Here is a 22,566-nt window from a genome sequence, read left to right as displayed (position 1 = left end):
CAAAAATATGAACGCACAGGCCTAAGAAAACTTAATTTCAATTGTTAATATTTTTTAACCTTTAAGCCTCTACTCTATTTCAGGTCTAATCGAAAACTTACAGGACAGTGATCTGAAATAAATCTCTTATACCATGAGAGATTCTCTAGCCTCTTTGCATTTGGGATACTCTTTCCACAAGTGCGCCAGACTTCAACATAGCGAGAGTTAAAACGATTTGAAACAAAGGCGTGATCAAATGAATGACCTGAGGTATTTGAACGATAAGTCCAATCGTAATCACTAGTTCTTCTTGAAAGTCCAATTGAGTCGAGCTGCTTTCCAATTAACTCAAGGTCTGATTTTTCAAGCTCTGTCGAATAAGTTGGATACGAGTTTAAGTCACCTGCTATAACAAGTGGAATACTTTCATTTTTAAACTCTTTTATTCTTTTAATAAGTGTTTCAACTTGATGCATACGAACATTTGTACTGTATGGGCCAGCTTTTAAATGAAGGCCAACTAAGTGAAGTAGCGGCTTCTTAGAATAGCGATCAATTACCTTCCCATAAATCGCAGGCCTTAAGAAGGGACGGTTCTCAATAAGAGGAAAAATATAGTCATCATCACCCTTTACCGGAACAATATCGAGAGTCTTCTTTAAACAAATCATTAAATGTTGATGATTAAATTGCTCGTGATTATATGTCACACAATGATGACCAAGCCCATCCATTAGATCTGCTAAGCGGGCCGTATCAATAATTTCTTGAAAAACAAAAATGTCAGTATTGATATATTTAGTTGTGAGAAACTCTTTAATAAAGGGGTCGCGATATTCATCACCACGGTGACCACTAATCTCCCCTCCAAGACCATACCAACGAATATTGAAGGTCGTGATTTTTAAACTGCTTGCGGCTATATTTAAACCAACAAGCGCACAGGCCAACCATGGCCATACTTTCTTAAGTTTTCCCATATAAAAATGGTAGATAAGAGATTACCGATGGTCAAAATAATTTTAATAGTAAGTAGCTGATTTTACGTCTATGTAATTTTATTTATTGAAAAATATTCTCGAGTGCTTCTCAACTTATATTAGCTAGGATACACAAAGCTGAAACCAATTAGGGAGAATACATGAAAAAGCTAATTATCCTTGCACTTTTCGCCTCGAATATCTTTGCAGGTACAAGCTTCTGGGCCCTTTTCTCACCTCATCAAGGTGAAGAAGCCTTTAATCAAATTTATCAGGCCATTGAAAACTCTAAGAGTAAGGTTTGGCTAACAGTCTATAGTTGGTCTGACTCAACTGTTGCAAAAAACCTAGAAGTCGCTTGTCTTTCTGGTGTTGATGTAAAAGTCGTTCTCCATCCGGCCCTTAGACGAAAGTCGAGAGTAATTGATTACGCAACGGCAATTGAAGATGCTGGTTGTGGTGTAAAAGTTTCAGTTAAAAATATGCATGAAAAGTTTTCTATTGTTGATGATGTATGGGCCTTCAACTCAAGTGCCAATCTTTCAGGTGGAGCCAAGTCACGTTATTCTGAAAACTTTATTTTCAATAATGACACAAGTCCAGAAGGACGCCTTGTTATCAAAACATTAAATCGTGAATTCAAATTCCTTTGGAACTCTTCAAAAGATCTTTATACAAATAAAGATGCAAAGGAAGAGAATCAACCAGCTCTTGATTTAGTTGATCTAACAAATAATCCTGATGAACAGGAGAATCCTAGCTTTGTTTCAAGTTCTATGAACTTTAAATATAGTGAATACAGCAAGACAACAAAGAGCTACAAAAGTGGACGCTATTACCGTGTCTCTTCAAGAAAGGTTAATAAAAAGAGAACGTGGTTTGTTCGCGATGCTATGCTGAAGCTTATTAATGAAGCTCAAGAAAATATTCTTGTAAACGTAAACCACCTTGTCATTGAAGAAGTTTCAGATGCTCTAATTGAAGCAGTAAAGCGTGGAGTTGATGTAAGGATTGTCGCTGATAACCAGGAATATAAAAGTGGAACAAGCTCAAAAGAGATGGTTCCAAATTTTGTCAATGATTGGTTAGAACTTGAAGGTAACGAAGGTAAGGTTCCACCAGTAAGAATTAAGTACTATTCTCATGCTCCTTCTCCAAGGCATTGGGCCTTAAACCACCACAAGTATATGATCTTTGATTATAACGAAGATGATTTCTCTAAGACAAAATTAATGAGTGGATCATATAATATATCTGAAACTGCTGAGCATTCTCAATATGACAATATGTTCACTTACTCTGGAGAAACTTTCTCAAATCTCTTTGAAGACTTTAAAGGTGAATTTGATAATCTTTGGGGACTTAACCGTGACGAAAACGATAGGCCAACAAAAGAAGCTTGGGACCGTGTAGCAAAACCATATAATGGGCGTATCTATCTTCATACAAAAATGCCTGTGTCACTAACTTGGCCAGAAATTGAAGAAGTTCGTAGCGCTGTCTACCAAGCAGCACCTACATTCTTCCGTGATGCTTACCGTAAAAGAGATTGTTACTTCTTTGATATCGAGAAACAAGTCTTCTCTGGTTGCCCTCGCTAGTCGAAATTCATTCATTTTAATAAATTACCATTTCATAACTCACTTGGTCATAGACAGTACTTGTCATGGCCAAGTTGAGTTGATATAAATTGTTGTTAATTTGTCTAAAATATTTAAAGGAATATAGATTATGGTTACTGGATTAATGATTTTTCACGGTGTTATTTCAATCCTTCTTATCGTTACTGTTTTACTTCAGTTTGGTAAAGGTGCTGAGGCAGGACTTCTAGGTGGTGCATCAGAAGCCGTTTTCACAGGTAGCCAGCAAGGAAATATCTTAAGTAAGGTTACAGTTGTTCTTACGATCCTATTCCTAGGTAATTGTATTCTACTAGCAAAGATTCAATCAGGTGGAGAAACAAAATCACTTCTTGATTCAGCAGCGCCAGTTGCAGCTCCTCTTAACTCTGATGCTCAAGCACCAGCGACAGCTCCAGAAGAAACTAAGACTGAGCAAGCTCCAGCTACAAAATAATTTCAAAAAGAAATTCATATAAAAAGAAAAGCTCCCGATGGGAGCTTTTTTTATCTGCGATTGATTAATTTTAAAATTGAGTTTAATTCCATCTCTTGCGCATATTGAGCAACGCTCTTACCTGAAGCATCTGGAATATTTGGATCTGCCTTTAGTCGTAGAAGTGCTCTTACATTTTCAAAGCGATTATTCTTTAAAGCAATATGAAGAGGTGTATCCCCTTGACCATTTTTCTTATTAACATCAAGACCTTTCTTCTTCACAATATAGCGAATCGACTCTGGTGTTGATTTTTTGGCCATGGCAAATAGACTTGCTGGCCTTCTCTTCTTATGAACTTCGCTTACTTCTGGAATCGAAGCTATGCCGCGAGACTTTCTCGCTTCAGATGCCTTAGCTTCCTCAACAAGCTGACGCTCATGCTTAAACTTATCTTCCACAAAAGTAACTTCATAATCATTGATTATAAATGAAGTATTTTCAATTTCATTTAGATTAACTTGCTCAAGGTCCCAATCTTTTTCGGTTTGAACAACTCTCTTTGGCTTATCATCTTTAATTCTGAGCTCTTCTTCGGAAAGCCCATAAAGGTCTGCAAGATAGCGATACTCTGCTTCTTCAGTTTCTGATAAAAGCATCTCATTGCTTTCGGCCTTGTTTAAAGGCAGTAGGTCTCCATACTGCTCAAGACTTCCGCAAGACACTAAAATAGTAAGTAATGTTAAAATTCTTAACTGACTCATCAACTCACTTATCGCCAATAATTAAGAATTTCTTTAGAAAATAGTAAGGCCTCCGATTGGAGGCCTTAAGTATTGAAAATGTTTAGAATTTTCTAAAATGGGATGTCATCAGCAGTGAATGAAGCATTTGATGAGATATCATAACCTTGGTTCATATCATCTTGCTGCTTTGGCTCTTGGTTAAAAGAGTTGTTATTATTTTGCTGACCCATTGAAGCGCCTTGACCTGCACTTGCGTTTCCACCTAGGAATTGTACAGTTCTAGCGTTGATCTCAGTTGTGTATCTCTTGTTACCATCTTTGTCTTCCCAAGATCTTGTTTGAAGTTGACCTTCAAGATAAGCTTGGCGACCTTTTGCTAGGTATTGACCACATAATTCAGCTAGTTTTCCCCAAACAACAACTCTGTGCCATTCAGTTCTTTCTTGTTTTTGTCCATTCTTGTCTGTCCAAGACTCACCTGTTGCAAGTGAGAAATTACAAACTGCCATTCCAGATGGCGTGTACTTAAGCTCAGGATCTTGTCCTAAACGTCCTACTAAGATAACCTTGTTTACACTCATTTTGTTCCTCCAATTTCTTCGCGTATAACCGAAACAATCCTTTAGAATTCAGCTATAACCGCAAGGTTGTGTATTAGTTAAAATACATTACTAGAATAATACGACTTTCACCTATCTGAGAAGTCATAAATGCTAATGCAAATAAAAAAATACTTACGGCTGCGTCAAGAGCCCGAAATGAGATATCGAATAAATTGGAGATTCTAAATATTATTGAGTCATGTCTTCAAAAGCTTGGTCAACATTGTCAGGAGAGATTTCTCCATGGCCACCTTTTGTCTGCCAAAACTCTTTTACCTTTGCCTTTGCAATGCGAACATCTTTCTTATACCAAGAAGCGTCAAATCCACAATGAGGGCATGGAATTTCTTTTTTAAAAGTTAAGCGAAGAGTTGCTTCAAATCCTGCCCAATAAAGAAAGAAAGAGAAGACTCCAGCAAAACTCATGAATGGATAAAGAATTGCAGTTGTCACAACTGTCAGCATGAACATCTGTAGATAGTTCTTTGCATCTAGATGTGGATTGGTAACGACCGCCCTTTGAGTGCGACAAAGAGGACAGAAGAATTCAATATGAGCTTTCTTAAACTTATAAGTTCTCGACTCTAATGGATTAAAAGAATTCAATGTCTTCAATGGTCGCCCTCCTAAGCAGTGACAAAGTTAAAAACTTCGACTCCCCCATTTTACCAATATAAACGAGCATTTATAAGCAGGTAAAAAAGGTACCAGGCCTTGTCCTTATTCATCCATGAGCGAACAAAGCCTAGGCCTGGTAGTGATAAGCCCCTGAAATAAGGACTTAAAGAATGACCGAAAGGCCAAAGTAAGGTGGTTAGCCTTGCCTGTACCAACGTTCTACATCCAGGGATCAGGCACCATATCCTTGGTACCCTTAATAGATACAAGTTCAATGCCAAGATAACTCAGTGCAACTAACTGAAAATAGAAAGTGTTCATATGAATTGACGCATAAACGACACTTTCGGTAGCATTAAGTTACCAGCAAAATTAAGGCATTATGACACAAGCAAAAAATAAGCATCATTCACAAGTAATTAAAAATAGGAAGGGACAGATTAGTGTCTTCTTTGGTGTTACCCTTGTAGCAATTTTCTCATTTATAGCCTTTGTGGTTAATGTTGGATTATTCGTAAAAGCAAAGATCAATATGCAAAATGCAGTTGACTCTGCTGCATGGTCAGGAGCGGCCGCTCAAGCAAGACAGCTCAGCAATATCGCCTACCTCAATTGGGAAATGAGAAATACTTATAAGGAATGGATGTTTAAGTATTATGTTCTCGGTCAACTGGCCAATGAGAACACTCATGAAACTACTGGTGGAAACCAGATGAACTTTGCCCTTAAACGATTTGACGAGACGGGAGCGGGATTCAGTAGTGGTATTCAAGGCGACCATTATAATATTCCATCAATATGTCTTCACTTCGGTTCTGAAAATAATGAAAACCTTTGTACTATTTATCAGATCCCAGGACTTCCACGATTTCATGTTGCAGGTATTCCTGACGTTAGTGAAGAATTTGAAGCGACGATGAGTGCCTTTGTTGATTTAAAAGCAAAGAACTGTATGGTTCGTTCAACTTATAATTTCTCGGCAGCAAAGAATTATGCTTTTGCTGCGGGTGTTTCACAAAACGATATTCCTATAGCAGCAGCAGATCGTACGGGATCATGGATTCAATCGATGGAACTGGCCCTTCGCATGAGAAATCTTGAAATGATTGTTAACCGTCCTCCTGTAACAGAAGGTATTTGTGGTGGTGGCGGAGCCCCCGGCTGCCTTAACCCGGAAGTACTTAATAATGAAAATCAATCAATGGGGATTCCAATGAATGATCGGCCACTAAAAGCATATATGGCCGCCATGAAAAATATCTCCGGTGGAGTTTTTAAAAATAATACCGCTTTTGCCAATACATTTGTTCTCTACGAGTTAGCACCAGATACTTATAACCCTTCTCCACAATCCCTATCGAATTTCTTAATTCCAAACGATGCATCGTATACGAATGGAGAAACGGTTGTTTCGGCCAAGAGATATCTTGACCTCATCCCAATGGTGATGAATTTCTCAACATTCTTTACAACTTTTGCACCAACGACAGAAGCACTTTCGACTCTAGGTGTATCTGATAGTAGTGGAACGGCCGCTGAAGCCTCATGTGCTTCAACTAAGACGGCCTTTCCTGTTCCTGGCTATATTCTAGGGTTTTACAAGAACCCTCGTGTTGTCACTTACTATGCAGTAAAAGCAAAAGCTCAATACACAGGTCTTTTAAACCCATTTGGAAAACCAATTGAGATGGCCGCTTATGCTGCTGCTAAGCCTTTTGGTGGAAGAATAGGGCCAGCACTAGTTGCACCAGGCTCTGAATATTCTGAGTCCAGCTACAATATTCCAAGAAGTGACAATAGCGGAGGCTCACGTAGTACCGATTATATTATGGGCTTTAGTACTACAAATGACCCAAGACTTGAAGATGGGGCCAAAGTTCAGGGGCTACCACTTCCCGCTTCAAATGATTTCTTCTTAGATGTAAGCTCTTCCGATATTGCAATTGGTGGTGTTCCTTCAAATGTCGATACGAAGTTCACTCTTCCCAATATGATTTATAATCTCAACTCTGAAACAACAAACGATGGAAGGCTTCAAAACCTCCCATATAATACAGATCTCAATAGTCCAGCGCCAGTAACAGCAGGGCTTTTCACAAGACAACAATACGAAGACCTAAGAAGAAATATACCTAATTATACTGGGATGCAGGCCGGTGTTTCAGCTCAGGATCTAATTGAGAGTTATAAGAATGTAAGATCTCCTACCAATTATGACGTTCTAAATTATATGGTTCCAACACTTCTTGAGCTTGAGACAGATGATGATGCTGAACACTACTCAACACATCGCTACTTTAACCGAGATAATGAAACGATAGGATATTTTGCTCCGCTATTTCACGCAAACCTTCTCTTTAAAGACCAGTCTAATGTAAAGGGAGTACTTTACAGCTATATTGAAGGCCTAAAGGATTCAGTTATTGTTTATCGTAAGGCACTACAAGCCTATGCTCAAAAAGTAAGAGAAACTCCTGCTCAAGAAGCAGATGCCTATGTTGCCGCTTCAAAGGCCATCTTCAATGAAGATACAGATGGCGATCCTAGCGATGTCTCAACTGGAACAATTGGTGGACCTTTTGGAAATTGCCAAAAACAAAGTATCGCCTCTCGCTTTAGCTATTTTATATTAGGTGAAGACCAGCCACCATCAGAAGATAATTGTAATACCGCTCCTCTAATAACAACAATTGGTGAGTACTTAAACAATTTTCGAGGAAGCTCAAGCTTGTTCTATATAACGTCATATAGACAAAACAACAACGCACAGGGTCCAACACCACTCCTCAATAATAATTTAATGAGAACTGGATACTCACCAGGAAAGGATTATGGTTCAGAAAATAATGGCCGTTCATCAAATCCTCTATCAGGACGTGACCGTAACCAGCGACGTAATGCCTACTCTACAAAGTTAATAAGTCTCGACTCGATTTCTAGCACAGATGTCGGCTATGGGAATAATGTTTCAAATTACCTGGAGTCTCAAAGGGGCTTCTCACCAGAAGGTGAAACACCGCGTACTCCTGAAGATATCAAGACAGGAGCAGATACTATTTACAATCTACTGCCAAGAGAACAGCTTAGTGAATTTGGTAGTGACTTATTCTTTTAACAAAATTTCCTATTTGCCCTTAAAATGGCCTCTATTGACCTAAAGTCAACAAAAATAGCTTGCGAAAATTTAAATTTCTTTTATATACTAGGGTCGATTCTAAAACTTTATCGCGAGGTAAATAATGGCAAAGAAGAAAGCGGCCAAGAAAAAGGTAGCCAAAAAAGCTACAAAGAAAAAAACTGCAAAGAAAGTAGCTAAAAAAGCTACTAAGAAAAAAACTGCAAAAAAAGTAGCTAAGAAAGCGACAAAGAAAAAAACAGCAAAGAAAAAAGTTGCCAAAAAAACTACAAAGAAAGCAACGAAGAAAAAAACGGCCAAGAAAAAAGTTGCCAAAAAAACTACAAAGAAAGCAACAAAGAAAAAAACGGCCAAGAAAAAGGTAGCCAAAAAAGCTACTAAGAAAAAAACTGCAAAGAAAGTAGCCAAAAAAGCTACTAAGAAAAAAACTGCAAAAAAAGTAGCTAAAAAAGCGACAAAGAAAAAAACTGCAAAGAAAGTAGCTAAAAAAGCGACAAAGAAAAAAACAGCTAAGAAAAAAGTTGCCAAAAAAACGACAAAGAAAGCAACAAAGAAAAAAGTAGCAAAAAAAGCAACGAAGAAAACGACGAAGAAAAAGACTGCTAAAAAAGCAACAAAAGCTTCTCCAAAGAAAAAACAAACAAAAGCAGAAAGAGAAGCGGCAGCAGCACTTTCTCGTGAAGAGGCCATTGCTAAATACAAAGCTGAGCATAAAGCTGAACTAGAAGCTCAATTAGCAGATTCACTTAAAGAATATGAAATTGAAGATAAACTAGCTGAAGCCGAAGAAGCAAAAGTTGAAACGATTGAGGAAGCTGAAGGAAGCGTTGCTCTTGAAGCGGCTGAAAATTACAACGATCCAGGCCCAAATCTTCAAGAAGAATATAATCCAGATGATGAGCAAGACGAAAAAGATGATATGAGTTTTGGTTGGGGTTATAACGATGCTTTTGACTCTCCAGAAGAGGAAGTATCAGCAGATGATCTAGATGAAGATGAGCGCTATGCACTTGGCCTAGAAACATCTGATGAAGATAAAGACGATTTATATTAAGATTTATTTACATCGATTATAAAATGATAAAAGCGGCTTCGGCCGCTTTTTCTGTTTGGGATAAAATTATGAAACTAGAACTATACTATTACGACTCATGTCCTTTTTGCCAAATTGTCCTTCAGGCAGTGAAAGAACTAGATATTAATCTAACTTATTGCGATATAATGAATGACACATCAGCTCTAGAAAGGCATATTAAGACTACAGGACGACGTACAGTTCCTTGCTTATACATTGATGGAGAACCAATGTTTGAGTCGCGAGATATCATCAACTGGTTAACGCAAAACAAAGAAAAACTAAAATAAGCTTGAGGTTAAATCCAAATGGAAGTTAGAGACCCGGTACATGGATCAATCCATATTTTAAAAGAAGAAGAACCAATTATTCGTGCAGACTTTTTTCAACGTCTTCGCAATATTAAACAACTTGGCTTTTCTGAATATATTTTTCCAGGTGCCACTCATACTCGCTTCATTCACTCAATCGGTGTAATGAGAGTTGGAGAGATGTCATTTGACCGTCTTTTCAAAGGTGTTGAACTCACAAAAGAACATTTAAGAATCAAAGAAACTTTTAAGCTAGCATGTCTTCTACATGATATTGGACACGCACCTTTAAGTCACTCAACAGAAGTTGTGATGCCAAAGCTTAAAGACCTAAAGATTCCAAAAGAATACCTTGTTGCAAGAGACCTTAATAGTGATCGTCAAGCAACACACGAAGACTACACTATCAAGGCCATTGCTGATAGTTCTCTTGCACATAGTTTAAGAGAAGTTGAGAAAACATTTGGCGTTGAAAGAAAGTATATAGCAGACTTAATTCGCGGAGAAACAAGCGACCACGAATATTTCACAATAAATGGTATTAGCTACTTCCCACTTCTACATCAACTTGTTTCAAGTGAACTTGATTGTGACCGAATGGACTACCTTTTAAGAGATAGCTACTTCTGCGGAGTTAGCTACGGTTCCTACGATCTTGACTGGTTACTTGATAATCTCGAACCAGCTATTATCGATGGAAAAGCAAGCTTAGGTATTTCGGAAAGAGCAGTTATCACATTTGATGACTTCTTACTAAGCCGCTACCACATGTTTATTATGGTTTACTTCCACTACCGCGCTGTTTGTCTTGAAAAGCTTCTACAAAGATATTTTAAAACTTCACCATATGAGTATTTAATCCCTGCTGATATTGAAAAATATATTGAACACGATGATTACCATCTAATGAAGGTTCTTCGTCATTCAAACAATCCTTATGCGAAGGCCATTGTTAACAACCAAACTCCAGAAAAGATTTTTGAATCCTTTAATAGTTCACAACTAAAGACATTAGAGGAAGTTCAAAAGTACTTAGAATCCTTAAATATTGAAGTCATCCGCTCTTCTTCAACTGGCCGTCTATCGAAGTATTATGCAGCAGATAAGCCAAATAATAACGAATACACGATGAAAGTAGTAAGAAATTCAAAGATGGGTGGACGTACAGAATACTTCGATATCAATGAAGCGACGGATCTTTTCCACAAATTTCAAAAGTCACATGCTATTAATCGCCTCCACTGTGACCTTGGGATGCTAAGCAAAGCTAATTTAGACGAAATTAATAAAATAATTTCTGCAAATTAATCTTTGAAAGTTTTTACTTAACTCTTCATCCTCGTCTATAATAAGAGGATATGAATAAGTTTTCACTTTATGTGCTATTAATTTTGCTCTATTTAGGAATCTCTAAGAGCTTCTCTCCCTCTGAGAAGAAGACAATCTATATTCCGAATGCAAATGCTTTTGCCTCTATTTTTAAAGGCTCCCCAATTTCAGTAATTCTTGAAAAAGAATTCTCTACAGGTGCACTAATTAAAACTTATTATCATCAATATCAAATCATTCACGCCTTTAAAGCACCTCAAAGATATAATATTAGAATCTCAAGAGACTTTCATCTTGAGAATAAGAAAAATATTGGGATGTCTCTTTTTAGAAGATTTGAAAACGGTGAAATCTCAACAGTTCCCCTACCTCCCGGTTCAATCTACATTGGTTCCCCTGCATATGGTACATGGAGAACTTCAGGCTCTGGTCAAAAAGTATGGCGCTTTCATCGAACATACAAAAACTTTCCTATGATCTTTCGCTGGGGAGACTTTACACCAACTTACAGCTTCTATCGAAAAATGATAGCTTTAGAAAAACTTGATACTCCTTTCTACGGACTAAATGATGAGTTTGGAACAGATGGAAAAGTGACTCAAGAAAATTACAAGTTAAAGAAGAATGTCAAAAGAGAAACTAACTTCAAAGATATTTTAAAGAAATATACAAAAATACCTAAATGGGACCTCAAGAATGAATGAGCTTTATGATAAATTAATTATTCGAGTTATATTTGCGCTCCTTATTTGCTTTATTGTTTATATTTATAAGCAAGCGCACCTTATTCTCTATCCTTCAATAAAGCATCAAATTCTTAAGAAATTTGCTCCATCTAAAAATTCAACAGATACTATACATCTCTTTGGTCGAATCATCGGTATTGGAATTATCTATTCAAATATTGTCATTAATGTATCTGATGGAGTTTACTTCGCTCTTGGACAATTATTTCTTGAATCGATTATGGTCATCATTCTCTACCTTGCTTCTCTATATATTTTAGAGAGTATTGTTTTGTACAACTTTGAATACGCAGATGAAGTTCTTAGGCGTAAGAACTATGCTTATGCAATCATTTGTTTTTCTCATTCTATTTCATTAGCCTATATTCTAAAGACTGTTATTAAGGTTTCAAATAGTTCTCTTATTATGACCGTTTTTCTCTGGCTATTTGCCATTGTTCTCATCGGCTTTTGTTCAAAGACATTTCAGATCATATCCAAGCTCTCGTTTAATCGACTCCTAGTTCAAAAAAGCTTGGCGGTTGCAATTTCTTATATGGGCTTTATTTTAGGTTTATGCATTATTATATCTTCAGCATTAGACCATTCATTACAAGATATTAAATGGTATACGATTCAGGTAATCCTAAAAATTCTACTTTCTATTATCATTATTCCAATTATTAGAAAGGGCCTTATTTGGGTCTTCTCAATTCAAGATGACCTTCAGGTTAAGAAAGATGAAACAGAAGAGAAAAAACTTAATGTTGAACTCGGTTATGGAATTTATGAGGGTGCGATTCTCTTCACATCATGCTTCTTAACAACGGTTATCACTGGGAATATCTATTACGGAAATTTTTACCCGCTCTTCTAGCCACGGCCTCATTCTCTCATCTTTAAGGTTTTTTAACCGAAATGGTTGGTAGAATGAGGAGGATTTCGTGGATTTAAAATACTTTCAAATGCTAGATTTTATCAATACAAGGCTTACTAATATTGAACGTAACCTTGCAAAGGTAGATGAGAAACTAGATTTCTCAGTTGCATTACAAAGAAATCACTTAATTCGTGTCAAAAATGGTGAATTCATTGATGATAATATGATCTTAATGGGACTTCCATATAACGATCTCTCACCTCGTCGCGCACTTGAAATTTATGAAGATAAGGATATGGATTATATTCTTCTTGATATCACTTCTAAAGGTTATGACAAACCAATTGAATTAGAAGGTGCAATTCACATTCCTTACGAAGAATTAGATCACCGCTATGTTGAGATCACAAACAAAACAACACCAATTCTCGTTATTAGTGAAGACGGCCTTAAGTCTATACAAGCTTGTGAAAAGCTAGTTAAGAAAGGATTCTTCAACGTTAATAACATCTCTGGTGGCTATAAGTTTTGGCCAGCAAATCAGGGTTCTGTTGTTTTGAAAGTTGCCTAAATACGTCTAGAAATCGAGAGAAAGATTTAATTGGATACGAGATTCAAGTGTATCCCTTTCCACGTTATTAAGCTTGTCGTGCATATTATCGAGAGTCGATAAAATTCGCTCAAGTTCAACTTCACCAATACGTCTTGAATAATTATTCTCGATTAGCTCTAATACGTCATAAAGTGAAAACTTAAACTTCTCACCGTACTCCGTCAGATAAACTCTTTGCTCACGCTTATCAACTTCTGAAGACTTGCGAATAATGTAGCCACGTTTTTGTAATTCATTGAGATGGCTTGTCATAGTTTGTTTCTTTAAACCACAAGCTGCACCAATCTCTTTAATTGTTGGGCCTTCATTTTCACATGTATAAATAAGAATCTCGAGGAAACTAGGTCTTAGATCAGTAAAACCCTTATCCTGAAGATAAGATAAAATATGATTACTATAAATGCGATAGATTCTCTTAAGGAGACTACCAATTGCTGAAACGTTTTTCATTTCATACCTCGCTACAGCAATATTGTAGCGAGATCATTTCTCCATAGTCAAATATTAGTACTAAATTTAAATACGTTTTTAGAACGATCTTTCAAAGGCATGGATAAGATCATAAGGTACTGATTTTACAGCAGACATTTGCTGAGCAACTTCTTGCTGAATTTCACCATCTTGCATCATTCCATGGGTTGGTGAGTTAAGATCGGCCGTTTGGACATATTCAAAGTCAAGGCCCATCTGCCACATATCAGTTTTCAATCGATCAAATAATTCAAATTCTTCATTATGACCGAATGAATTGGCCATAACAGAACCCGATAAAATGCTAAGTAATGAGACAACTGTAAATAATTTGATCAACTTCTTTGCCATTTTTGCTCCATATTGCTGCTTTCTTCAATATAGTTGCAGGATTAATGCCAAATCGAAGCTGATCTTAGAAAAACCTTCTCGTATTGGAAATTGAAGTCGCTACACCGATACATATTCCAAAGGTCAATAATGAAGACCCACCATATGACATAAGAGGAAGCGGTAAACCTACAACCGGTAGTAATCCCATAACCATCCCCATATTGATAAAGGTGTGCCAAAAGAAAATACTCATAATTCCAATTATGGTGACGGATTCAAAGATCCTGCTGACATTTACGGAGAGCCAGACAAATCGAAAAAAGAGAAAGAGGTATAAACCAATCAGAAGTATCGCTCCAAAGAAGCCATGTTCTTCATTATAGATTGAGAAAACGAAGTCAGTATGATTTTCAGGAAGATAATTAAGTGAAGCCTGAGAAGATTTTCTTAAACCTTTACCAAATATCTTTCCTGAACCAATAGCAATCTTTGATTGGATCGCATTGTAACCTGTCCCCTTAGCATCGGCCGTAGGATTTAAGAAAGTTTTAATACGATTTCGCTGGTACTCTTTTAATCCAAATTGATACATCACTCCCCCACTAAGAACTCCAACAAGTCCCAAGATAAGAAGTGTTTTCCATTTGAGTTTTCTAAAGAAAACCATTGTTGCAAATATAAGAAGAACAAGAAGTCCTGTTCCAAGGTCTGGCTCCACAACAATTAGAATAGTCGGAATAATGGCAAGGATTGCAGGTTTAATAAGATCCTTTAATCCAAGTTCAATATCAGGAGCGTAATTTCTAAAATAACGGGCCAAAATAAAGATCACTGAAATCTTCATAAATTCTGAAGGCTGAATTCTAATAGGCCCTATTAATAGCCATCGTCTTGCCCCCATTCCCTTATGACCGAGAACTAGTACTAAGACTAATAAGAGAATATTAAATAAATAGATCGGCCAAGCGAAACGGTATAGGTTTTGTGGATTAATAAAGCTAATAACAAAGGCAACAACAATTGAAAGTGCATACCAACCTAATTGAACTTTAAATAAGTTTGCATGAGCTGTACTGGCCGAAGCATGAGTTGCAGAATAGAGGTTTAGAATTCCAAAGAAAAAGATTACAAAACTCAAAAGAAAAAATGAGAAGTCATATCTTTTAAAAAATTCTTTGATATTAGATAAATCCATTATTAATCCTCTTCGCGTCCATTTTCTTCAGACTCTGAAGCTTGTTCTTCTTTCTTTTCTTTCTCTTCTTTTAATCGTTGAGCTTCTTCTCTCTTACGTCTTCTTTCTGCAAAGTATTTCTTCATAATGGCACGATCTTCTTTTGCATAAATTTGATGAAGATCTGGCATATACTTTTTCATATAAGTCGTAAGAACATCTCGAACAATTGGGCCCGCTGCTCCTGAACCGGAACATCCGTGTTCAACAACAGCAGCAACTGCAACTCTTGGATTCTCATATGGTGCAAAGGCCACAAATAGACCGTGGTGTCTTTGGTTATATGGTTTTTCACTACACTTAGAAAATAGCTCTGATGTCGTCATTGAAATAACTTGAGAAGTACCAGACTTTCCGGCCATTTTTATACCTGTACCACGTACCCACCAACCTGTTCCTTTTGGGTGATTAGCAACTTCGTATAGGCCTTGTCTGATATCGACTAAAGTTTGCTCACTAATGTCGGCCGTTTGAATGAGCTCTTCTTTATAACTTTTAATAATGTCACCTTTATTATTAAAAACTTCTCTAACTATTTGCGGTTTAAATACTTTCCCACCATTTGCAATGGCAGCATAAGAGACGGCCAATTGTAGAGGTGTTGCAAGAACATATGATTGACCGATTACACAACTTACGGTTTCACCGTCTTGCCACTTCTCACCAAAACGTTTCTCCTTCCATTCTCTAGTTGGAATAAGGCCAGTTGTTTCGCGAGGTAGAGCAATTCCTGTCTTTTCACCAAGTCCGAACATACGAGCATACTTTGCAAGGATATCAATATCCAGTTCAACAGCGATCTTATAATAGTAAACATCAACAGAGCGACGTAATGACTTATACAGATTTGTAATCCCGTGTCCAGATCGCTTCCAATCATTATAAGTACGACGTCCTAACCTGAAGCGAGGGCCACACATTATTTCATCTTTTGCTTTTATAATTCCCTCTTCGAGAGCAGCAATTCCTGTAAAAGTTTTAAAAGTTGAACCTGGAGCGTAGTGATCCTGAATTGTACGATCTCTTAGAGGACGATCAGGATTATTAATTAGCGAGTTCCAATACTCTGATGTTAATCCTTTAGAAAATTGTCCTGGGTCAAAAGAAGGACGTGATACCATTGTTAAAACTTCACCATTTCTAACGTCTACTGCTACAACCCCACCAACCTTTTCCTCAAGGGCCTTGTAAGCAGTAATTTGCATATCACGATCGATTGTTAATCTTAGATTATTACCAGGTCTAGCTTTCTTATTTTGAATACCGGCCAAAAGATTACTCGTACCAATTGAGCGACGCATACGTCCTCTGGCATCGACTTCCATAATTTGGTATCCGTCTTCACCACGTAAATAGCGATCAAAACGTTCTTCAATTCCGGCTTGTCCGATAAAGTCACCTAGCTTGTAATCAATATTATCTCTTTTGCGATACCTTGGTAATTGGTTTTGAGAGATCTCACCAATATAGCCAAGTAAGTGTGAGCCAACTTCTTTATCTCGATATTCACGTGAAATAAATGTTTCGACCTGAACACCTGGAAGCTTTTCATTTTCAGTTTCGACAATGGCCACTTCTTTATTTGAAATATTCTTTTTAATTCTTACGGGACGGTATCTTGCTTGGCCACGATACTTCTTTAACGTTTTATAAATATCTTTCTCATCCATCTCAAGAATTTTTGAAAGCTTCTTTATAGTCTCTTTCTTATTCGTTAAATATTGAGGAATAATAACGAGGTCAAAACGAGGAACGTTATCAACAAGAAGTTGATTATTACGAGAAAAAATCATCCCCCTTGGTGCTTTAACTGTCTCTTTTCTTAAGCGGTTTTGAATCGAATATTGATACAACAGGTCCCCTTGATATATCTGTAAATACCAAAGGCGAATTAAGATAATCGCAAAAGCTAAAGTAATTAATGTAAATAGAATATCCGCTCGTGTCTTATGGGAGCGAACTACTTCTTCTTCAGCAAACATTAAACATTACTTCCCATAAGGCCTTCACCTTTCGTCTTCCATACCTTATCAAGTAAAGAGAAGAAAACTGGTGCCAATAAAGATAAAATTATACTCTCTGGAATAAAACGCCAAAACTTCTGAACAATATAATCAAAACTATCAAACTTTAAATACAGTAGTGATGAACTGATTAAGAACCAAAGAATTTGAAATATAAATGTTGTCAGCATCGTAATGAAGCTACTTGTAAAATGAAGTAGATCTCTTAAATATGCAATGACGATACAAATAAGAACACCTGCAATAGTCCCATACTCCCAACCTTCAATTGAGAAGAGTGAATGAACTAATTGAAGAGAGAGAATTATAAGAGCTAAGTATGGAGTTTCTAATTTAAACCCAACATAGAGAACAATTAAGATATTAAATGGAATCATGTACTTATTAAGTCCAAATAAAGGAAGAAAGGCACTTGCCAAAACCTCTAAGACAATAAGGATTAATACCGTAATTAATAAACGAATTGGGATATCTGATGACTTAATCATTTGTCATCTCCTTGTTCAGCGTTATTCTCTAGAGCTTGCCACTCCACTCTCTTTCTTTCTTGATCTTTCGTCGTTACAAGAACTGCAACTTCTTCAAGCTTTGAAAAATCAACCGCAGGAGTTACTTCAAGGTGCTGAGTAATCCCATAACTTTCACGTTCAATTTTTGTAATTCTTCCAACAGGAATACCTTTTGGATAAATATTTCCAAGACCAGAAGTAATAACAAGATCATTTAGGCGAACAGGATCAGTACGAACGACATACTTCATCACTGTTCTCCAGCCAGAATAACCTTCAAGTATTCCATAAGACCTTGTGCGATTTACAATAACATCAACGCGATTACTTGGATCAAGGATCGTTAAAATATCAGCGAAATGATCTGTTAGACGATATACATAACCAACTACACCTTCTGAGGTAACAACTGTTGACTGAAGTTTAATACCATCTTCAACACCTTTATTAATACGAATTACACGAAAGTCACTCGACGAGTCCCAGGCCACAACCTGAGCAGAGATCATTTCATGTTTTATCTTTTCTCCAAAATTTAAGATATCTCTTAAACGTCGATTTTCTTGCTCTAATTGCTTTAGTGCAAAAACTTCTTGCTTCAAGGCACCGATTTTTTCTTTCAGTGCAACATTTTCTTTCGACGCATTAACATTGAGCATATAATCTTCAAAAAAAGACGCGACATTTCCATATGCGTTGGAAATCCCTCTTTGAAGAGGTGCTAGTGTATCCATCATTACATTCTCGAAAATAGAGGCTTCTTTATAAGGGGCCTTACGTTTTGACACGCCGTAAAATGCAAGTGATAAGACAACGAGATTAATGATTAATTTGGTTCGAGATCCTTCCGATGCGATCAGCTTCATTCTAATCCTAAGTTGCTAATTTTTTTTATATTAAAATCGTACACAGGATTATTTAAACTGCCAATAATCTTTACGACCCACCTTATTTAAGTGATAATATCGGAAATCAAAAATTACATGGAGTGGTATAATGTCATCTAGTTTTCAGAAAAAATCATCGCAGATATTCCTGACTCTTTTCATCGGGATTATTGTAATTTCATTTATGGTTTCAGGACCAATGTTTAATACAGGTACACCTGATTCAATAGGAAGTGTTGCAGGTCATGATATAAAAGTTCGTGAATTCAATGCTGAAGTTCAAAGACAATCTGAGTTCTACGCAAATATTCTAAATGGTGGACAACCATTAACATCACAACAAATGTCTCAATATAAAGTTTATGACAATGCTATTAGAAACCTTGTTTTTCAAAAGTTAAGAATTGTTGTTGCTGATGATCTAGGAATTGTTGTTTCAAATGAAGAAGTTATCAACGATATTCAAAACCAGCCATATTTCCAAACAAATAAGCAATTTGATATCACAAAGTATAAAGCACTACTTTCATACAATAAATTCACTCCTGAAGATTATGAGAATGAAACGAAAGATCGTGTGGCCCTAAGAAGACTACAAAATATCGTTCAACACGTTCCTCTATCAAAAGGACTAGAAAACGAATTAAATGAATTATACCAAGACCAAAGAAATGCAAAAATTATTTCTTTAAAGCATAGTGAAGTTAGAAAGCTTGTTAATGTTTCAGAAAAAGAGATTACTAAGTTTTTAAGCAATGAAGAAAATAAGTCAAAAGTTGAAGCTCTTTTCAATGAAAAGAAGCCTGTTCTTTCAACACCTGAACAAGTAAGAACAAGACACATCCTTATTACTGTTGATGAAGGTAATGAAGAAGAAGCTCTTAAGCAGGCAAAGAAGATTAGAAAGGAAGTTAATCCTAAAAACTTCGTTCGTCTTGCTAAGAAGTATACTCAAGAACCACAAGGTAAAGAAAATGGTGGTGATCTTAATTGGGTAAAGCGCGGTCAAATGGTACCAGAATTTGAAAAAGCAGCCTTTGCTTTAAAAGAGGGTGAAATCTCTGAGCCAGTTAAAACATCATATGGTTATCATATTATCTATGCTCAAGATCGCAAAGATGCAGTCGTTGCTAAACTTGAAAATCATGAAAGAAGTCTTGCAAAAGAAATCTTACAAAAAGAAATCGATATAAAAGATATGGTGGCCAAGGCAACTAATGAGATTAAAAATGCAGCTGGAAGCGGTAAAGCTCTTAGTCGTTTAAAGAAAAAGTACAACTTAACTGTTAAAGATCAAAATATTAATAAGCTTGAAGGTGCCGGTCCAACAGGTGCATTAGATGAGAAGCAAACAGCTGAGATCTTCTCAAAAGAGAGCGGATTATTCACTTTTGATGAAGCAACACAAACAACAATTGTTGCGACAAAGCCAGCTGATGAAAAAGATGTAAAATCTTATAATATTGAAGGTCTTACAAATATTAGTTCTCAACAAATGATAAAAAATCTGCTAGATAACTTAAGCAAAGAATATACTTTTAAACAAAATAAATACGCTCAATTACCACAGTAATTTAGAATTTTTGGAGAAGCGAGATGGCCGACAAAAGCGCAAAATTTGATCAGAATGTAGATGGAAAATTCTATGTTGATGACCAATGCATCGCCTGTGATGCTTGCGTGATGGAGGCTCCTCGCTTCTTTGAAATGAATGATGATGAAGGACACGCCTTCGTAAAACTCCAGCCAACAAACGATGCTGAATTAGAAGAATGTATCTCTGCCCTTGAAGCATGCCCAGTTGAGGCCATTGGAGATGATGGTTAAACCTCATTTTCTTTGCAATTTCAAACCCTTAGCTCTCTCCTAACTAGTTAAAATCACATTAAATTTATCTAAAGCTTCTGCCTCAAATAACCGAGTAGTATAATATGGTTATGAGGAAAACTCTTACGCTATTCACACTCTTGTCTCTGACAACGGCCCTTGCAAATGACAATGGAGAGGCCCAGTATCTACAAGTTATCAGTAGTAAAAATCCTCTTTTTAAAAGTGCTATGCAAGTTGAAGGCGTTCGAGAAATGTATTCAGAGTGTTATCAAATTGATGCGCAAAATGGAAAGCTTGAAGATGGCGACAATAAATTAAGTAATTGTTTATGGGATCGCATCAAAGCGGATGAAGGTATTAAAGAAAAAGTCATGAAGCTTGTTAATGAGCAAAGTGGCGAGGAAGGTACTGGACGCTATCGTACAACCATGGAAACGACAAAGAAACAGTCGGCAGGATTAAAAGGCCTGAAGGAATTTTTCCAAAAACGCCTTGAAGAGGCCCTTTACGGTGAGTATCAAAGTGATAAAGGCCGCTTTGAAAAAATCGCCGATCAAAGAACCTTCTTTGAACTCTATAAAACTCAACTTGGTAAAAATATTATTGCTTCAATGACATCATATTGTATTGAGACTGGGCCATACGCTACAGAAATAGATGAAACAAAAATACCAGCATATCCCCTTATTCATTTTAGTGATGAAAAAGCGAGTGGAGATAAGAACAAAAATATCGCTAGTCTTAATAAGCAAGACATCGAAAAAGGTGCATATTCAAATTGGGAACGATGTATTCAAAACCTACCTGTAATTTGTGCTATTGGCTCGAGTGCTAATAAAGATGAAGTTACCTATAAGAAATATGATGTTTCAACCAAGAAAGAGATAGAGAAGAGTTCAAAGAAGTATTCAGATATTCTTGGCTCATGTGAAGACCGCATGAAGAAGGGAAAAGACCCTACAGCAGATGAAACTGAAACATGTGAAAAAATTGTCGATAACTCTAATATGAGGGCCTGCCAGGTTGTTCAATATATTGAACTAGCTAAGCAAAGTCTTCTTAAAACAGATGATATCGTTGCCAAACTCGATAAGAAGTCCGGAATGGCCGGAATTCAAAATGTTGAATTCTATGACTCAACTAAGAATCAAGACGAGAGTATCAATGCTCTAACGACGATATCTTCAGGTGAGGCCCTTGAGGCCTTATCAGAAGGTCACAAGCAAGATGTTGCAAAAATGGAAGAGTGCTATAAAGACGGAGCAATTGTAGATGCTGAAGCTTGTAGTCAATACTTAGCAACAGATAAAGAAGAACAATACGCACTTCTAGGTGAGCTAAAAGTCCAACAAGAAGCGACTCTTGAAAAGTTAAAAAATAGTGAAAACGATCCAGAAGAGATCGCAAAGATCCTAATTGAAGAAGGTTATACAGAAACGCAGGCCCAAGAACTTGCAACAATTCAAGGTGTAAAAGAACAAGTTGAGAGTCGTTATCAAGCAAAGAAAGATGCCATCCTTGCTTCTTTAAGAGAAGAGATTGAAGCCCATACAACAACAGGTGATGAGTTTGATGCTAATAATGCCCAGGATGTTGAAAAAATCGCAAAGATTGCTAAAGATATTGAATCACGACCAGAGAACTTTTCAAAACTAGTTCACTATAACAATATCATTTCATCATTTCTTGAGGTTTCTAGTACTGGTGAAGATGGTGAAGAAGTTAAAAACCGAAACACCGCTTCCCTATCAGCTGAAATGAAAAATTCATTTCTATCTGAAGAAAATAAGCAGAAATATGAAGAGATGAACGTAAATTTAGCAACACTTGGCTATTCAGAGGATCAGCTTGGGGAGAGATTTGCTCAGGCAGGAATTGATTACTCTGAAGCTCCTAATGACGATACAACTGTAGAGTTGGAAGATATCAATAAACTGATCTTTAGTTTATTTGATGGCGCCGAGAATATTCAAGAGAAATAAAATAAGAGATAGTTTTTCTTTACGGGGGATTTGGCTCATTTTCACTTCGTGAAAATGTCGGTTTTTCTTTACGGGGGACTTGGCTAACTTTAGCTTCGCTAAAGTGTCGCTTTTTCTTTGCGTTTTCTTTCCCATTGCTCCAGAGGCAACAAAGCCGGGCTTGAACCCGGCTTGTTGAATTAGTTTAATTTCTTTTGCATGGGGAGCTGGCATAGCGTCCAATAGTTTGCCTTTGGGCAAACAA

Annotated in this window: 23 protein-coding genes; 12 read left to right on the top strand and 11 right to left on the bottom strand. The window is 36.7% G+C overall.

Going from position 1 to position 22,566, the window contains the following annotated elements:
• Positions 1-74: 74 nt before the first annotated feature.
• The gene (locus tag BALOs_RS02630; protein WP_120404193.1) at positions 75-962 is read right to left on the bottom strand and encodes an endonuclease/exonuclease/phosphatase family protein; all 888 of its coding nucleotides are present in this window, start codon (positions 960-962) and stop codon (positions 75-77) included.
• Positions 963-1,123: 161 nt separating this feature from the next.
• Here BALOs_RS02630 and BALOs_RS02625 point away from each other — a divergent pair, with 161 nt between their 5' ends.
• Entirely contained in the window at positions 1,124-2,563 is a 1,440-nt protein-coding gene (locus BALOs_RS02625; protein ID WP_120404192.1) for a phosphatidylserine/phosphatidylglycerophosphate/cardiolipin synthase family protein, read from the top strand.
• A 130-nt stretch (positions 2,564-2,693) separates the two neighbouring features.
• Positions 2,694-3,038 carry a preprotein translocase subunit SecG gene (gene secG / locus BALOs_RS02620; RefSeq protein WP_115361756.1) on the top strand — a complete coding sequence of 115 codons (345 nt, stop codon included), beginning with the start codon at positions 2,694-2,696 and terminating at the stop codon, positions 3,036-3,038.
• 50 nt (positions 3,039-3,088) lie between these two features.
• Here the strand turns inward: secG and BALOs_RS02615 are convergent, their stop codons facing one another.
• From BALOs_RS02615 to BALOs_RS02605, 3 genes are all read right to left on the bottom strand, one after another.
• Positions 3,089-3,781 carry an ankyrin repeat domain-containing protein gene (locus tag BALOs_RS02615; protein ID WP_120404191.1) on the bottom strand — a complete coding sequence of 231 codons (693 nt, stop codon included), beginning with the start codon at positions 3,779-3,781 and terminating at the stop codon, positions 3,089-3,091.
• Between the two features lie 92 nt (positions 3,782-3,873).
• Entirely contained in the window at positions 3,874-4,344 is a 471-nt protein-coding gene (locus BALOs_RS02610) for a single-stranded DNA-binding protein (protein ID WP_115361760.1), read from the bottom strand.
• Positions 4,345-4,554: 210 nt separating this feature from the next.
• Positions 4,555-4,980: a hypothetical protein gene (locus BALOs_RS02605; RefSeq protein WP_115361762.1), complete on the bottom strand. Its 426-nt coding sequence runs from the start codon at positions 4,978-4,980 to the stop codon at positions 4,555-4,557.
• A 385-nt stretch (positions 4,981-5,365) separates the two neighbouring features.
• On the opposite strand from BALOs_RS02605, the gene BALOs_RS02600 reads away from it, so the two are divergent.
• The 7 genes from BALOs_RS02600 (at position 5,366) to BALOs_RS02570 (ending at position 13,010) form a co-directional block, all read left to right on the top strand.
• A complete protein-coding gene (locus tag BALOs_RS02600; protein WP_115361764.1) occupies positions 5,366-8,098 on the top strand; it encodes a Tad domain-containing protein in 2,733 nt (910 codons plus the stop codon).
• A gap of 124 nt (positions 8,099-8,222) precedes the next feature.
• Entirely contained in the window at positions 8,223-9,173 is a 951-nt protein-coding gene (locus BALOs_RS02595) for a histone protein (RefSeq protein ID WP_115361766.1), read from the top strand.
• A gap of 68 nt (positions 9,174-9,241) precedes the next feature.
• Entirely contained in the window at positions 9,242-9,484 is a 243-nt protein-coding gene (locus BALOs_RS02590) for a glutathione S-transferase N-terminal domain-containing protein (RefSeq protein ID WP_158536864.1), read from the top strand.
• An 18-nt stretch (positions 9,485-9,502) separates the two neighbouring features.
• Positions 9,503-10,813 (top strand): HD domain-containing protein, encoded by a 1,311-nt coding sequence (locus tag BALOs_RS02585; protein ID WP_115361770.1) that lies wholly within the window; start codon positions 9,503-9,505, stop codon positions 10,811-10,813.
• Between the two features lie 50 nt (positions 10,814-10,863).
• Positions 10,864-11,538 (top strand): hypothetical protein, encoded by a 675-nt coding sequence (locus tag BALOs_RS02580; RefSeq protein ID WP_115361772.1) that lies wholly within the window; start codon positions 10,864-10,866, stop codon positions 11,536-11,538.
• Positions 11,531-12,436 carry a hypothetical protein gene (locus tag BALOs_RS02575; protein ID WP_115361774.1) on the top strand — a complete coding sequence of 302 codons (906 nt, stop codon included), beginning with the start codon at positions 11,531-11,533 and terminating at the stop codon, positions 12,434-12,436. Before BALOs_RS02580 ends, BALOs_RS02575 begins: the two co-directional genes overlap by 8 nt.
• A gap of 67 nt (positions 12,437-12,503) precedes the next feature.
• Positions 12,504-13,010 carry a rhodanese-like domain-containing protein gene (locus BALOs_RS02570; RefSeq protein WP_115361776.1) on the top strand — a complete coding sequence of 169 codons (507 nt, stop codon included), beginning with the start codon at positions 12,504-12,506 and terminating at the stop codon, positions 13,008-13,010.
• 6 nt (positions 13,011-13,016) lie between these two features.
• Here the strand turns inward: BALOs_RS02570 and BALOs_RS02565 are convergent, their stop codons facing one another.
• From BALOs_RS02565 to mreC, 6 genes are all read right to left on the bottom strand, one after another.
• A complete protein-coding gene (locus tag BALOs_RS02565) occupies positions 13,017-13,502 on the bottom strand; it encodes a MarR family winged helix-turn-helix transcriptional regulator (protein ID WP_115361778.1) in 486 nt (161 codons plus the stop codon).
• A gap of 78 nt (positions 13,503-13,580) precedes the next feature.
• Entirely contained in the window at positions 13,581-13,874 is a 294-nt protein-coding gene (locus tag BALOs_RS02560; protein WP_115361780.1) for a hypothetical protein, read from the bottom strand.
• 64 nt (positions 13,875-13,938) lie between these two features.
• On the bottom strand, positions 13,939-15,051 hold the full coding sequence (gene rodA, locus BALOs_RS02555) for a rod shape-determining protein RodA (protein ID WP_120404190.1): 1,113 nt from the start codon (positions 15,049-15,051) through the stop codon (positions 13,939-13,941).
• A 2-nt stretch (positions 15,052-15,053) separates the two neighbouring features.
• The gene (gene mrdA / locus BALOs_RS02550; RefSeq protein ID WP_120404189.1) at positions 15,054-17,072 is read right to left on the bottom strand and encodes a penicillin-binding protein 2; all 2,019 of its coding nucleotides are present in this window, start codon (positions 17,070-17,072) and stop codon (positions 15,054-15,056) included.
• Positions 17,072-17,602, bottom strand: coding sequence for a hypothetical protein (locus BALOs_RS02545; RefSeq protein ID WP_115361785.1), 531 nt, complete (start codon positions 17,600-17,602; stop codon positions 17,072-17,074). The genes mrdA and BALOs_RS02545 overlap by 1 nt, the downstream gene beginning before the upstream one ends.
• Positions 17,599-18,489 (bottom strand): rod shape-determining protein MreC, encoded by an 891-nt coding sequence (gene mreC, locus BALOs_RS02540; RefSeq protein ID WP_115361788.1) that lies wholly within the window; start codon positions 18,487-18,489, stop codon positions 17,599-17,601. The genes BALOs_RS02545 and mreC overlap by 4 nt, the downstream gene beginning before the upstream one ends.
• A 130-nt stretch (positions 18,490-18,619) precedes the next feature.
• Between mreC and BALOs_RS02535 the strand changes: the two genes are divergently transcribed.
• The 3 genes from BALOs_RS02535 (at position 18,620) to BALOs_RS02525 (ending at position 22,322) form a co-directional block, all read left to right on the top strand.
• Positions 18,620-20,083: a SurA N-terminal domain-containing protein gene (locus tag BALOs_RS02535; protein ID WP_120404188.1), complete on the top strand. Its 1,464-nt coding sequence runs from the start codon at positions 18,620-18,622 to the stop codon at positions 20,081-20,083.
• Positions 20,084-20,106: 23 nt separating this feature from the next.
• Complete coding sequence (locus BALOs_RS02530; RefSeq protein ID WP_115361792.1) at positions 20,107-20,337, top strand: ferredoxin; 231 nt, start codon at positions 20,107-20,109, stop codon at positions 20,335-20,337.
• A gap of 110 nt (positions 20,338-20,447) precedes the next feature.
• The gene (locus tag BALOs_RS02525; RefSeq protein ID WP_162929503.1) at positions 20,448-22,322 is read left to right on the top strand and encodes a hypothetical protein; all 1,875 of its coding nucleotides are present in this window, start codon (positions 20,448-20,450) and stop codon (positions 22,320-22,322) included.
• Here BALOs_RS02525 and BALOs_RS02520 read toward each other — a convergent pair.
• Positions 22,287-22,544, bottom strand: a complete 258-nt coding sequence (locus BALOs_RS02520; protein WP_162929502.1) for a hypothetical protein — start codon at positions 22,542-22,544, stop codon at positions 22,287-22,289. The genes BALOs_RS02525 and BALOs_RS02520 overlap by 36 nt on opposite strands.
• Between the last annotated feature and the right edge of the window lie 22 nt (positions 22,545-22,566).

It is taken from the genome of Halobacteriovorax sp. BALOs_7 (assembly GCF_003612895.1).
GTDB classification, from domain to species: domain Bacteria; phylum Bdellovibrionota; class Bacteriovoracia; order Bacteriovoracales; family Bacteriovoracaceae; genus Halobacteriovorax_A; species Halobacteriovorax_A vibrionivorans.
The sequence above is the reverse complement of the archived record's forward strand: the minus strand, read 5'-3'. Positions and strand labels throughout refer to the sequence as shown.

Coding starts and splice junctions, on each gene's coding strand:
- BALOs_RS02630 (WP_120404193.1), bottom strand. CDS start 962: ATGGGAAAACTTAAGAAAGTATGGCCATGGTTGGCCTGTGCGCTTGTT.
- BALOs_RS02625 (WP_120404192.1), top strand. CDS start 1,124: ATGAAAAAGCTAATTATCCTTGCACTTTTCGCCTCGAATATCTTTGCA.
- secG (WP_115361756.1), top strand. CDS start 2,694: ATGGTTACTGGATTAATGATTTTTCACGGTGTTATTTCAATCCTTCTT.
- BALOs_RS02615 (WP_120404191.1), bottom strand. CDS start 3,781: ATGAGTCAGTTAAGAATTTTAACATTACTTACTATTTTAGTGTCTTGC.
- BALOs_RS02610 (WP_115361760.1), bottom strand. CDS start 4,344: ATGAGTGTAAACAAGGTTATCTTAGTAGGACGTTTAGGACAAGATCCT.
- BALOs_RS02600 (WP_115361764.1), top strand. CDS start 5,366: ATGACACAAGCAAAAAATAAGCATCATTCACAAGTAATTAAAAATAGG.
- BALOs_RS02595 (WP_115361766.1), top strand. CDS start 8,223: ATGGCAAAGAAGAAAGCGGCCAAGAAAAAGGTAGCCAAAAAAGCTACA.
- BALOs_RS02590 (WP_158536864.1), top strand. CDS start 9,242: ATGAAACTAGAACTATACTATTACGACTCATGTCCTTTTTGCCAAATT.
- BALOs_RS02585 (WP_115361770.1), top strand. CDS start 9,503: ATGGAAGTTAGAGACCCGGTACATGGATCAATCCATATTTTAAAAGAA.
- BALOs_RS02580 (WP_115361772.1), top strand. CDS start 10,864: ATGAATAAGTTTTCACTTTATGTGCTATTAATTTTGCTCTATTTAGGA.
- BALOs_RS02575 (WP_115361774.1), top strand. CDS start 11,531: ATGAATGAGCTTTATGATAAATTAATTATTCGAGTTATATTTGCGCTC.
- BALOs_RS02565 (WP_115361778.1), bottom strand. CDS start 13,502: ATGAAAAACGTTTCAGCAATTGGTAGTCTCCTTAAGAGAATCTATCGC.
- BALOs_RS02560 (WP_115361780.1), bottom strand. CDS start 13,874: ATGGCAAAGAAGTTGATCAAATTATTTACAGTTGTCTCATTACTTAGC.
- rodA (WP_120404190.1), bottom strand. CDS start 15,051: ATGGATTTATCTAATATCAAAGAATTTTTTAAAAGATATGACTTCTCA.
- mrdA (WP_120404189.1), bottom strand. CDS start 17,072: ATGTTTGCTGAAGAAGAAGTAGTTCGCTCCCATAAGACACGAGCGGAT.
- BALOs_RS02545 (WP_115361785.1), bottom strand. CDS start 17,602: ATGATTAAGTCATCAGATATCCCAATTCGTTTATTAATTACGGTATTA.
- mreC (WP_115361788.1), bottom strand. CDS start 18,489: ATGAAGCTGATCGCATCGGAAGGATCTCGAACCAAATTAATCATTAAT.
- BALOs_RS02535 (WP_120404188.1), top strand. CDS start 18,620: ATGTCATCTAGTTTTCAGAAAAAATCATCGCAGATATTCCTGACTCTT.
- BALOs_RS02530 (WP_115361792.1), top strand. CDS start 20,107: ATGGCCGACAAAAGCGCAAAATTTGATCAGAATGTAGATGGAAAATTC.
- BALOs_RS02525 (WP_162929503.1), top strand. CDS start 20,448: ATGAGGAAAACTCTTACGCTATTCACACTCTTGTCTCTGACAACGGCC.